This is a genomic window from Alkaliphilus sp. B6464 (assembly GCF_018141165.1).
Classification (GTDB): domain Bacteria; phylum Bacillota; class Clostridia; order Peptostreptococcales; family Natronincolaceae; genus Alkaliphilus_B.
The window spans coordinates 1,269,352-1,282,832 of sequence record NZ_CP058557.1 but is presented as its reverse complement, the minus strand read 5'-3'; the positions used below and the strand labels follow the sequence as shown (position 1 = coordinate 1,282,832).

The 13,481-nt window shown below is 29.5% G+C and carries 10 protein-coding genes; 4 read left to right on the top strand and 6 right to left on the bottom strand.

Annotated elements, in window-relative coordinates:
• Window positions 1-272: 272 nt before the first annotated feature.
• On the bottom strand, window positions 273-1,493 hold the full coding sequence (locus HYG84_RS06185; RefSeq protein ID WP_212381320.1) for an FprA family A-type flavoprotein: 1,221 nt from the start codon (window positions 1,491-1,493) through the stop codon (window positions 273-275).
• A gap of 749 nt (window positions 1,494-2,242) precedes the next feature.
• On the opposite strand from HYG84_RS06185, the gene HYG84_RS06180 reads away from it, so the two are divergent.
• From HYG84_RS06180 to HYG84_RS20505, 3 genes are all read left to right on the top strand, one after another.
• A complete protein-coding gene (locus tag HYG84_RS06180; RefSeq protein WP_212381318.1) occupies window positions 2,243-2,821 on the top strand; it encodes an N-acetylmuramoyl-L-alanine amidase in 579 nt (192 codons plus the stop codon).
• A 199-nt stretch (window positions 2,822-3,020) separates the two neighbouring features.
• Window positions 3,021-3,536: a hypothetical protein gene (locus tag HYG84_RS06175; RefSeq protein ID WP_212381316.1), complete on the top strand. Its 516-nt coding sequence runs from the start codon at window positions 3,021-3,023 to the stop codon at window positions 3,534-3,536.
• Window positions 3,537-4,095: 559 nt separating this feature from the next.
• Window positions 4,096-4,218: a hypothetical protein gene (locus tag HYG84_RS20505; protein ID WP_256442581.1), complete on the top strand. Its 123-nt coding sequence runs from the start codon at window positions 4,096-4,098 to the stop codon at window positions 4,216-4,218.
• A 695-nt stretch (window positions 4,219-4,913) separates the two neighbouring features.
• Here the strand turns inward: HYG84_RS20505 and HYG84_RS06170 are convergent.
• Window positions 4,914-5,654 carry an MBL fold metallo-hydrolase gene (locus HYG84_RS06170; RefSeq protein ID WP_212381314.1) on the bottom strand — a complete coding sequence of 247 codons (741 nt, stop codon included), beginning with the start codon at window positions 5,652-5,654 and terminating at the stop codon, window positions 4,914-4,916.
• 458 nt (window positions 5,655-6,112) lie between these two features.
• Here HYG84_RS06170 and HYG84_RS06165 point away from each other — a divergent pair, with 458 nt between their 5' ends.
• Complete coding sequence (locus HYG84_RS06165) at window positions 6,113-6,649, top strand: HXXEE domain-containing protein (RefSeq protein ID WP_212381312.1); 537 nt, start codon at window positions 6,113-6,115, stop codon at window positions 6,647-6,649.
• Between the two features lie 139 nt (window positions 6,650-6,788).
• Here the strand turns inward: HYG84_RS06165 and HYG84_RS06160 are convergent, their stop codons facing one another.
• The 4 genes from HYG84_RS06160 to abc-f form a co-directional block, all read right to left on the bottom strand.
• The gene (locus HYG84_RS06160; RefSeq protein WP_212381310.1) at window positions 6,789-9,074 is read right to left on the bottom strand and encodes an ATP-dependent Clp protease ATP-binding subunit; all 2,286 of its coding nucleotides are present in this window, start codon (window positions 9,072-9,074) and stop codon (window positions 6,789-6,791) included.
• A gap of 87 nt (window positions 9,075-9,161) precedes the next feature.
• Window positions 9,162-10,808 carry a hypothetical protein gene (locus tag HYG84_RS06155; RefSeq protein ID WP_212381308.1) on the bottom strand — a complete coding sequence of 549 codons (1,647 nt, stop codon included), beginning with the start codon at window positions 10,806-10,808 and terminating at the stop codon, window positions 9,162-9,164.
• 2 nt (window positions 10,809-10,810) lie between these two features.
• Window positions 10,811-11,599: an ABC transporter ATP-binding protein gene (locus tag HYG84_RS06150; protein ID WP_330655593.1), complete on the bottom strand. Its 789-nt coding sequence runs from the start codon at window positions 11,597-11,599 to the stop codon at window positions 10,811-10,813.
• 192 nt (window positions 11,600-11,791) lie between these two features.
• Window positions 11,792-13,453 carry a ribosomal protection-like ABC-F family protein gene (abc-f, locus tag HYG84_RS06145; RefSeq protein ID WP_212381306.1) on the bottom strand — a complete coding sequence of 554 codons (1,662 nt, stop codon included), beginning with the start codon at window positions 13,451-13,453 and terminating at the stop codon, window positions 11,792-11,794.
• Between the last annotated feature and the right edge of the window lie 28 nt (window positions 13,454-13,481).

Sequence of the window (13,481 nt, the reverse complement as noted above, 5' to 3'; positions counted from 1 at the left end):
TCTCAAAATTAATATATAAAAATGGTTAAAGGCTTCTATATGTAATACAATAGAAGCTTTTAACTTAATAAAATTAACAGTATGTTATTTTTTGACCAACCTATAATATAAAATAATTGTATTCTTTATGATAGTAGTTTCTCAAAATATTAATATATACTCTTTAAAAATGTCTGGCAAAACTCAAAAGCAAGAAAAGTATTTTTGTTATATAATAAAAAAAGAAGATAGAGTTTTTACTATCTTCTGTCTAAAATCTTATTATTAAAAATTTAGAATAAATTATTTACTATATTAATTAATTCATTTATACGCAGTCCTATTAGATTTAAATCTTCTTCTCTTGGTGATCCTTTAAATTCAACAGGCTCTATAAACTCCCAATTCATCTTATATTTATCCATAATTTCGTCCAATTCCTTTTGTGCTCCACCAGACCAACCATATGAGCCAAATCTAAAAGCTTTTCTACCTACTGCCTTTTTCTTTCCAAGCTCCTCTAATACTGCTGCCATTGGTGGAAACATTTTATATTCATAGGTTGGCATAGCTAATATTACTCCTGTAGATGTCCACACGGAAGCTAATATAGTACCCCAAGAATCTTCCGGCACTTTATGAACATTTACACTTATATTTTCCTTTTCTAACTCTTTTATAGCATAATCTACTGCTTTTTGAGTCATTCCATACATAGAACCCCATATAAGTGTTATCTCTTTCCTTGCTAATCCTTTCTGATAGGATACATATCTACTATAATCTTCTATTATTTTATTTGGATTTTTTCTCCAAACAATTCCATGTCCCGGTGCTATCATTTTAATAGGTAGGTTTTCGCACTTTCCAATAGCCTTTTTAACAGGTAATGAGAAAGCTCCTATAATATTTGAATAGTACCTTACAGCTTCTTTTTCATAAAAATCTATCTCTTCTTGATTTAACAAATCATCATAATTAGATTCATTAACAGTACCGAATGATCCAAATGCATCGCAGGAAAATAGGATACCTGTTTTTGTATCAAATGTACCTATGGTGTCTGGCCAATGTACATTAGGCATTTCTACAAACTCCAAAATATATCCATTTCCTAAATCTAAAGTATCTTTATCTTTAACAGTTATTACATTGTCGCTATGGTTATAGAATACTTCTAGCAACTCTGCTCCTTTTTGACTACACACAATCTTAAAGTTTGAATTTATTTTTTTAAAAGCTTCTATCCAGCCTGAATGATCTGGTTCCATATGATTTATTATTAGGTATTCTATAGATTTCGGATCTATTTCTAACTTATCTAACAAAGCTAATAAGGTTTCGGGAACACCATCCCAACCACATACGCCATCTATAAGCGCGGTCTTTTCTCCTTTTATAATATAAGAGTTAATTGATACCCCATTAGGCATTTCCCATAATCCTTCAAATAAAATATCTTCTATATTTACTGACAATTGGTATACATTATCTACGATCTTTGTTTGGTTCAAATATATCCCTCCTAGCAATCTTAACTTTTTATTTAATCCTTTTTTTATAATAATTTTAATATAAAAACCTCTATGCACTTAGAATTATTTATAAATTAATACCCTAAATACTTGATTTAAAAACGGGTATTGGTTTAGTCTGTTCTATATTAAATATTTACTTACAAATTTAAAACGTTTAAATTTAAATGATATTAATTAGCATTCACATGATACCATATGTCAATATTTATGTCAATTAGCCTATCTCTCTATCATTGAAGGACTCCAAATAAACTGTTTTCTTAATCCATATCTCTTCCCATAATGTTCTAAAGCACTACTTTTATAAACTAACCTGTTGCCCTACATGCGTAAGCTCTACAATTTTTACAGAGCTATCAGTTAGTTGTTTGCAAAGTTTTTACATATATAAAAATTATCTCTAAAGTATATAGGAACTAAAAACTTTGATTTAACTTTTTCTGCAAAATATACTCTAGCTACATGGTAAAACTTCTCGAGTCTTGGGTCAACTGGGATAAATGCTATGCCTACATCTCCATCTATTATATCTATTCTTTTTTATGTATCTACTTTACAATATAATAAATATTTTATAAAATTTGTAATCTATTATGAATATAACAAGATTTTAAAAAGTGGTTGATTATTTTGAGCTAAATCTCTTTTATACAGTGTACGACGAAATAAGTTGGCCAACAAAGGGAGTCTTACTAAAATAAAAAATATCAAGGAGGAAATTAAAAATGTCGTACTCAATTTATAAGGTTTTTATTGATGCAGGTCATGGAGGTAGTGATCCTGGAGCAGTTAATGGTAATTTTTATGAAAAAGATTTTGCTTTAGACATAGCAAAACATACAAGAGATAGATTAAATAGTTATGGGGTTCAAACAAGAATGAGCAGAGAAACTGATATAAAGCTAACCCCTAATCAAAGAGCCGCAGCCTCAGATGCTTACGGTGCAAATATTCTTGTAAGTATACATAACAATGCAGGAGGAGGAACAGGAATTGAAACTTGGAAGCATGACAATTCAAGTAGCTATGTTAAACAACTAGCCCAAGCCGTAAACAATAAGCTAGTATCAAGTTTAGGAGTACGTGACAGAGGCGTGAAATCAGCTCCAAGTCAACGTGGCGAAAATATATACGTAATTGATCCGGTAGCTACAAAAGCGTGGGCTATACTTCCAGAAATTCTATTTATGGATACAATTGCTGATTTAGAAAAATTAAAATCATCTACATTTCGTCGTAATGCCGGATATGCTATCGCCGATGGTATAATATCTTTCATTAATACTTTACCACCGATGCAATAAATATCTATCAACACTACGATAAAATATTATTAGTTAGTATAATGAATTATTAGAAAATGCCACTGGCATAGTTCAGTAGCATTTTCTAATATATTATTACTCCTCACTCAATATTAAGCTTATACTTTATCGTTATATCATTAATTATATGATATAATTTACTCATACATTATTAATTATGATTTGATAGGAGGGCTCTATGCTTAAAAATAAACCATTATTTATTTTGTTTATATTAATCGGACTTCTAATTAGTTACCTTGTGCTTAGTAGTAAAACTACCGTAAATACTGAAGATAACCAAATACTTAAAAACAGAATAGCAGAATTAGAAATAGAGAATCAAACTATAAAAGAACATTATAAAACAGAATATGAACTACGTAATATACTAGACATAAAAGCAAGAAATATTTATACAGCCTTAATAGAAAAAGACCTAACTACTTTGGAAACGGAAGTATCAAATAATGCTAAAGTTCTACCAGATAGAATAATCTTTACAGATAACAATAGTGAAACTATATATGATTTATCTAACTTCCTAGAAACACCAGTTCTAAGACAAAGATACTATATACTTTCAACTGATAAAACAACTTTTACAACTGGATATGAAATATATGCAAAAAATACTGAGTCCATACCTGTTATTACTATGATATTTTCCTATGAAAATGGAGATTGGAAATTAAACAGTTTACAACCAGAATAATTGCTGTTTTAAAAAAATTACCGTCTTCTTACTAGGCGGTAATTTTCATTATTTTTAACTAACTCATTCCAAAACTCTTCATCTCGCATAAACACTATAATTTAATATATTAGTGAAACAACTAAGCTTCACACATTAAATTGAAGTTTTTGCCCCACATGCGTAAGCTCTACAACTTTTACAGAGCTGTTAGTTAGCTGCTTTGCAAAATTCTTGCATATGTAAAAATTGTCTCTAAAATGCATAGGAACTAGAAGTTTAGGATTTATCTTTTCCGCAAAATATACTCCAGCTAGATGATAAAATTCTTCAAGTCTGGGGTCAGCTGGGATAAATGCTATGTCTATATCTTCACCTATTATATCTCTTCTTTTTTATGTATCTACTTTACAATATAATAAATATTTTATAAAATTTGTAATCTATTATGCATATAGCAAAATTTTAAAAAGTGGTTGATTATTTTAACTTAAGCATCTTTTATATAGTGTAAGACGAAATGAGTTGGCCAACAGAAAGAATCTTGCAGAAATAAAAATTAAAGAAGGAGAGTTTAATTATGGCTATTAATAATGGTAATACAGATTTTAAATTATATGTTTTTCAAGAAGGTACTAATGATCAAAAAATTAGAATTCAATTTACACCGTATAATGATATAGTTTCCGCTAATCCGAATTAGGGGCTATAATTTAATTATCACCCTAATTCAGTTTTATATAATAAAATCCATTTTAGTAATTATTTTACAAATCCGAAAGATATAGTATAATATATTAGAAGGATATAAAATAATTATATGGAAAGAGGTAATAAAATTGAAAGAAAAACTACTAAAACGTGCATATACACTGTTAATTTTTAGTGTTAATAGTATAATTATTTTAATTCTTACCACTATTAAATATAAGTCAAAATTTGATGAAATGAAAAGTTATAGTGAGGTTTTTATAAATCCTAACTATAAATTTTGGGCTAATACTATATACGTTTGTTCGATATTCATATTAATTATTTTCGCAATAGGAGTGAGTACATATAAAAAATATAAAAAACATGAAAATGATTAAAGTTTCTTTTTAAAGAGGAATAATTACAAAATGTATATGTGAAATGTTTTATAATAACTATTAACTTTATAAGTTTTATAAAGAGGTTCTTAATAATCAAGAGCCTTCTTTTTTATTCATTTTCATCTAATTCAATTACTTAAGTTGTGCAAATTTTAAAATATGATAAAATCGCCAACAGATTCTAGATACAAAAAATGGCATAAGTCATAATACTTGTTTAAAAAAGGCCACGACACCATACACAACGAGGATTTATTGTCTTAAATACTATCAATTCTTAAATAAATAATTCCATACATATTTTCTATTTGCTAAACCCAATCCTCTGCCCCACATGTGTAAGCTCTACAACCTTAACAGAACTATCCTTTAACTGCTCTACAAAATCTTTACATACATAAAAATTATCTCTAAAGTGCATAGGAACTAAAAACTTTGGTTTTACTTTTTCTGCAAAATATACTCCAGCTAAATGGTAGAACTCTTCAAGTCTTGGGTCAACTGGTATAAAGGCTACATCTATATTATTTCCTATGATATTATCTACTTCCCTTTTAAAATCTTCTTCCTCTCTTTTAAGCTCTTGTTCAGTAAATTCCTTCCAATGCCACCAGTTTAGGTCTCCTGCATGGAATATATCAAGACTATCTACATCGACTAAAAAGGATACTCCTTTATCTGTAGAACCATATGTTTTTATATTTACGTCCTTTATTTGAAGAGTTTCATAAGGATTCATATAATAAAAGCGATCTTCTTCTACCTCTTCCTTCACATCACTACCTAAAACGTATTTTATATTTGGATTTGCATTTTCCCACTGAAATATTACAGGATTATAGTGATCACTATGACTATGGGTTACAAATACAAAGATATCTTTGTCAGTTTTAAAATCTTCTAGAGATAGTACTCCATTTTTTATACTTCTTTCCGGAAGAACAGGAATATCATTAAAATAATCGAATATTAATATGTTATTTTTAGTCTCTACTAAAAAGCTACTGTGCCCCAAATGGACTATATTACAGTTTATATTTTGCATAGTATCACTCCTTTTTTATATATTTACTTTACCATATAATAAATATTTTGTAAAATTTGGAATTTATAATGCGTATAGCAAAATTTTAAAAACTGGTTGACTATTTTAACTTAAATCTCTTTTATATAGTGTAAGACGAAACAAGTTAACCAACAAAAAGAGTCTTACGAAAAATAAAAATATATTATAAAGAAAAGAAGTTTATTACAGCAATGAAATTATTAGATAGCAATTCTGTTATTTTCTTAGGCGTTGAGATTACTAAATATGTTAATAATACAAAAGCAACTAATCTCTAGAAGATAAAAAATCTTTTAGAATGAACGGATACTTGTTTAATTATAAAATTATATTAAAACTAATGCTATAATTAACATATATACAAACTATAATGTAATACATATTTGTAATAAAATGTAAACATGGCTTATATAATAGAATTTTAGGGGGGTATAACAATGAATGATATAAAAGTAATGGTATGGTTTTTCCCTATACTTTTTATTTTTCACGATTTTGAAGAAATAATTTTCATGCAACCGTGGATAAGTAAAAATAGACGCTATCTATGTGAAAGATTTCCTATGTTATCAAAAAGGTTATTACCTCATTTTGATAATATTACAACATCATCTTTCGCATTTGGTGTAGCGGAAGAATTTATTTTGATTAGCATAGTTACAGTCATTTCTTACTTGACGAATTGGTATAACCTATGGGTAGGTTTGTTTATTGCATTTACTTTACATTTAGTAATACATTGCTTTCAAACATTGATAGTAAGAAAATATGTACCTGCTATTATTACAAGCATTATTTGTTTGCCTATCTGTATTTATATCATTAGACATATAGTACAATTGTTCCAGTTGAGTACTGTTGTTTTCTATTCTATTTTAGGCTTTATAATTATGGTGGTTAATTTATGTATCATTCATAAAGCTATGGATATATTCAGCAAATGGTTAACACAATATGAACAACAAAGCAAATGAGCATAATCTAAATTTAGATAGTGAGTAATTACTAATTTTATATAAAACACAATTTTATTAAAACGAAAAAGCTATGTCTATATTTTTAAAAAACAGATTGCAAAATAATTCTGCAATCTGTCTCTGATGTCTATTTTATCTATTTACTCAATACAACCTTATCATCTTTTAAATCTACTTTAATATGATCCCCTGCTGTAAATTGCTTTTTAATATATTCTTCTGCAATTTCATCTTCAATATATCTCTGTATTGTTCTTCTTAAAGGTCTAGCACCATATTTTTCATCATAACCCTTTTCTAGTACAAAGTTCTTAACTTCTTCGGAAATTGTAATTGTCATATCTTTTTCCTTAACATCTTCAATTACATCCCTTAACATAAGATCTACTATTTTACGTAGTTCTTCCCTAGATAACTGTGTAAATACAATAGTTTCATCTACTCTATTTAAAAACTCTGGTCTGAAGGTTTCTCTTAAGGCTTCTTTAACACGATTTTCTAAAGCCTCATAACCCCTTTTACCAAAACCTATACCACTCGATTTTAATTGGGTACCCGCATTAGATGTCATAATTACTACAGTATTTTCAAAGAATACAGTTCTTCCTTGACTATCTGTTAGCCTACCATCTTCTAAAATTTGAAGCAGCATATTAAATACATCTGGATGAGCTTTTTCGATTTCATCTAAAAGTATAACTGAATAAGGTTTTCTTCTAACCTTCTCTGTTAATTGCCCGCCTTGATCATACCCTACATATCCTGGAGGAGCACCTATTAATTTAGAAACCGTATGCTTTTCCATATATTCAGACATATCTACACGAATCATAGCATCCTCACTACCAAATAGCTCTGTAGCTAAGGCTCTTACAAGCTCTGTCTTTCCTACTCCAGTAGGACCCACAAATATAAATGAAGCTGGCTTTTTCTTCTTTCTAAAACCAGAACGGTTACGTCTTATAGTTCTTGATAAACTTCTAATGGCATCATGTTGACCTATTACCCTTTCATGAAGATGCTCTTCAAGGTTTAACAGCCTGCTAGCTTCTTCTTCAGTAATCTTGCCTACAGGAATATTAGTCCAAGATTCAATTACAAAAGCTACATCCTCCACTGTAATGGAGCTGTTGTTTACTTCTCCTTCTAGTTCTGCTACTCTATCTAAAATCTTACACTCATCTACTTTATACTGAGCAGCCTTTTCATAGTCATTGTTTTTAGCAGCTTCTGCCTTTTTTTCTTCTATAGCCTTTAGCTGTTCCTTTAAAGACTCAATTTCTACAAGCCCCTGATTTCTAAGGTTCACCTTAGATCCCGCCTCGTCAATAACATCAATTGCCTTATCGGGCAAATATCTATCTGTAATATATCTTTCAGATAGCTTTGCAGCAGACTCTATTACTTCATCAGATATTTTAACCCTATGATAATCTTCATAATAGCCTTTAATTCCCTTTAAAATTTCAATAGTATCATCTACCGTAGGTTCTTCAACTAACACTGGCTGAAATCTTCTCTCTAGGGCAGAATCCTTCTCAATATGTTTTCTATATTCATCTAATGTAGTTGCACCAATAACCTGTATTTCACCACGGGCAAGTGCAGGCTTTAAAATATTTGCAGCATTCATAACGCCACCATGAACCTCTCCTGCTCCCATAATGTTGTGAACCTCATCTATTACTAAAATTATGTTTCCACATTCCTGAGCCTCTTGTATAATAGCCTTCATTCTTCCTTCAAACTGTCCTCTAAATTGGGTTCCTGCAACAATAGCTGTCAAATCTAATAAATAAACCTCTGCATTAAATAGTTTTGCAGGTACCTGTTCTTCTATAATACGAACTGCTAAGCCTTCTGCAATAGCTGTTTTACCCACACCAGGCTCTCCAATTAATATTGGGTTATTTTTAGATCTTCTATTTAAAATTTGTATTACCCTATCAATCTCCTTATGCCTACCAATTACTTTGTCTACTTCTTTGTTTTTTGCTCTATCTGTTAAATTAGTTCCATAAGTATCTAAATATTTTTTCTTCTTGTTTTTTTTCTTTTTCTTATCCTTAGGTTTTTCTTCTATAGGATCATCTTCACCAAACTCTTCATCTTCTTCTATATCTACTTCATCTTCACTATCCTTTTTAAAGGGATTAAAAGAACCTTTAAATAAATTGCCTAGAAAGTTATCTCCATCCATGTTCTCCAAGTCCATCTCTTCAAATACATTGTTCATCTGCTGAGATAAACCAGATATTTCTTCCTCAGTCATACCTGTTTGTTCCATTAACTGATCTATTATAGGCAAGCCCATTTTTTTAGCACATTCTATGCATATACCCTTCATTTCAGATTTCCCATTTTCCATCTTACTTGCAAAAACTACTGCCATATTTTTATTACATATAGAACATTTTTTCATAGTAATTCCTCTCCATGTTTTCGTATAATTTCTTTTTACTATTATATCATATACTTGTGATTAATAAATATTATATAAATATTAACATTACCAAGTAATTTTAAAGCTTTTTATCCACATTATTAATAAAGATATTAACAAAAGTGCAATATATATAGCCAATGCAATAGGTACTTCTCTTAAATTCCAATGTAGCGCAGCAGTAATAGCAATGAAAATCATGGAGGTTATAGCCAATCCTATACTATCACCTTTATTATGTTGAAAATTTTCAGAAAAAGGAAGTCGTTTTTCACCCCAGTGAAATAGTACTATAATTACTAAAATTAGTGTTAAAAACATTATTCCAATATCTAAAAGTATGTTAAGCCCATATGGAATTAAAAATATAATACTTACAAATAAATATATAGGCAATATAAATTTTATGAAAAAACCCTTTAATGCACCTTTATAAATTGAACCAGGATTTTTAATTGGTAAGGTTTTATATATCCATGCACCTTTATATTTTTCACTGGTGGCTATGCTAGAAATTGACATTGCCAGTAAACCTACAGTAATATAAATTGAAAAATATCCTCTACCTGCTGATATTTCTGCCAGTGATTCTGCAAAGGATCTACTTTTATCAAAGTTTACTACAATAAAAGATAAAGGGACTATTGCAGCAATTACTAGACTAGGGTATAACCTAAGCTTTAAATTTCTTTCATTAGAAACCATATTTTGTGTAAACCGGAAAAATATATTTTCTGTAGGCTTAAAACAAAATATATTTGCTATCTTCTTGTGCCTCCTGCCCTTAGCTTCAGCTACTTTATTTTGTTTACCACTATTATTGTTTAGCTTTAAAAGACTTTTTTCAAAGTAAGGAGCAACAACTTTAAAATATGCTATTATACCTAAAATTGGTACCAAAATACCCATAATTGTAAAATGAATATAGTGAGCATCGTAGCTTTTATCTATTAAAATACCGTAAGGGGCTGAAAACCAAACCGAAGGAATTAAATAGCTCCACCACTTAGGTGTAAAGACAATATTCAAATCTAAAACTGCAAAAATTCTCCCCACAAATTGATAAGCAAAAGCCATAATAATAGATAACATAATTTGAAAATAGTTAATAATATCCTTTAGCTTTTCACCGTCAAAGATAAACAGAATAACAAAATATAGTAGAGAAGTAACCCAAATAACAAATCCTGAAACTAATATTAATTGTAGAAAAAATACCATGCCAAATAGAATGCCGTATTTAAAGGAGCCTGCTATTAAGGCAGGTCCTGCAATTGCTATGGTTATGCTTAGCAAGTAAATTAAAATATGGGTTGCCTTTGCTGCATTCATAGTTCCTGCATCAATTGGTTTAGAGAGCAATATATTTTTTTCTCTAATGTCCAAAAGTACAGATGAAAAGTCTGAAATCATAGTTGTCATTACCATAAATAAAATGATAGCATAAATAATATTCATCTTAAAAAATAATGGAAAATCTGGGATTATAACTGCCATAGCACCAAGCCCAATTAAACCATACATAAGTAGTGACTTTTTAAATGAATTTTCTTTTTCCTCCTTTGAGTCATTAGTCATAATTGTAGGAACTCTTCGGCCATCCATAGTTAGCCTTACCTGTAATATTTTCCTCATTACCTCATAATCGATACCCATCATACTATAAATAAAGCTAAACCTATCTATAAATCGTAAAGACATAAAATTCTTCATATCTACACCCCTTGCAATACTGCAACAAATTCCTCTGCAATTTCTTTGTGTTGATTAAATCCTGTTAATTGGTTAAAAATATTTTCAAGGGAACCTTCCCTACTCTTTTCCTTTAATTCTTCAAAGCTTCCATCGGCAATTATATGTCCGTCATTTAACAATATAATTCTATCGCTTATTTTCTCGACTACATCCATAATGTGGGATGAGTAGAATATAGTTTTTCCTCTATGTACCAGCTCCGATAGGATTTCTTTAAAAATCATAACACTATTAGCATCTAACCCACCTAAGGGCTCATCAAAAAATAAAATATCTGGATTATGTAAAAGACTAGAAATAATAAGAAGTTTTTGTTTCATTCCTTTTGAATAGGAAGAAATTCTAGAATGGTATACTTCCTCAATATTAAATAATGCCATAAGTTTTTTTGCCTTTTCATCGATTTGTTCTAATTCCATCCCATAGATTTCACCTATAAAGGTAAGATATTCGTATGCTGTTAGACTATCATATATATCTGCAGTTTCAGGCACATAGCCTATTCTCCTTTTATAATCCACATTACCGCTAGAAATATCCTCGCCAAATATTTTTACTGTGCCTTCATATCCATTTATTATACCTAACAATATTTTTACTGTAGTACTTTTCCCTGCCCCATTAGGTCCTATATAACCTATAATCTGTCCCCTATGTATTTCAAGATTAATACCTTTCAACACTTCCTTATCCCCATATTTCATTTTTAGATCTTCAATATAAACCATTGGTTCTCTATTGATTTCCACATCTATCCCTCCAATGTTTAACATATGCTTAATATAGATAGAAAGCTAATATCTTAGATAATAAAATTAACTTTCTCTCCCTATGGAATATTATACCATATAATTAGTTTTATCCCAAAGAATACTACTCATAGTTTAATGCTATTAATATGAGAAAGGCCCTATCCTAAGTAGGACCTTTGCTATGTTTGTTTAATAGTTGCTTTTTAGATATTTCAACTGTTGTAAGACTTCTAAATACTTCTTCTCAAGTTCCTTTTTTTCGTTATCACTACAGGAAATAAGCTTAAAGGAAATAGTGGAAATCTCCATTTCTAGATTTAATATTTCCTCCTTTGCTATTGTATTGTTTTTATCTCCCCTTTGACTTTTCTTATCTAAATAATATTCATAGTCACCTAAATATCTAGTTATGCCATTATTATCCATTTCCCATATTTCCTGCGCCATTCTTCTAACAAAATAATGATCATGAGAAACGAATAAAATAGCACCTTCGTAATCTAATAGTGCCTCCTCTATTTTTTCTCTAGAAATAATATCTAGAAAGTTAGTAGGTTCATCTAAAACTAAAAGCTGGTATCCACCTAAAATAAGTTTTAAAAAAATAATTCTTACCCTTTCTCCAAAACTTAAATTGCTAATCTTTTTAAATACATCCTCCCCTTTAAAAAGCATACATGCCATTAAATTTCTTACCTTACTTTGATCTGCATCAATCTTTTTTACTTCATCTAATAAGGTTAAATTCTCATCTAAATTTTTTAATTCTTGGGAAAAATAACCTATTTGTACCGATGGTGAAATAGTAAGATTTCCCTCAACGCTTTCAATTCCAACTATGACTTTTAAAAGAGTGCTCTTTCCCACACCATTTTTACCTATAATTCCAATTCTCTTATTTCTTTGAATTTGAAAACTAATATTTTCAAATATTGTATTCTCATATACCTTTTTTAATTTTTCTCCCCTAACTAAAATATCCCCTAGTCTTTTCCCTTCTTCATCAAAGGCTAAATTTATTTTTAATGGCTGATTAGGTTTGGAAACCTCCTCCATCTGCTCTAGCCTAGAAATAATAGCCTTCGATCTTTTAGCTATTTTTGCAGCCTTACCTCTATAGAAGTCATTTTGAGACATGTTGTTATATTTATTAGACCTTTCCATTACTTTTCTTGCTGCTAATTCTAGCTTCTTTTTTTCTTTTTTATAGGCTTCATAGGCAATTATCTCTCTTTCAAATTCCTTTTCCTTAGTATCTTTGTAGAAGGAATATCCACCATTATATTCCCTTAGACTTCCTTTTTCTAATTCTAATATTTTATTTACGGTTTTTTCTAAAAAGTACCTATCATGGCTTACAATTAAAACTCCACCTTGAAATTTAGATATAAAGTCCACAAGCCATTTAATACCTTCATAGTCTAAATGGTTAGTAGGTTCATCGAGAATAAGCAACTGAGGATTTGAAAGAATAATTCTAGTAATATATAATCTTGTCTTTTCTCCACCACTTAAAGTTTCTATTCTCTGTTTATACTTGTCATTAATGTTAAGTCTGTTTAAAGTAGGAATTAAATTATGATGAAATTCGTATTCATTTAAAAATTCCTCTACAGTTTTATCCTCATCCATGGAAAAATCCTGGGGCAAATAACCTATATTGCCCCTTACATCCACACTTCCATCATCTGATATAATCTCCCTCATAATAACTTTAAGCAATGTACTCTTACCTGCTCCGTTAGATCCAATAAGGCCTATCTTTTGTTTTTCATATATCTTAAATGATACATTCTCTAATATTTTTTTATCCTTTATATATTTTGTAATACTGTTTACGTTTAAAAGCATTTATATCTCTCCTTTTATGACCATATAA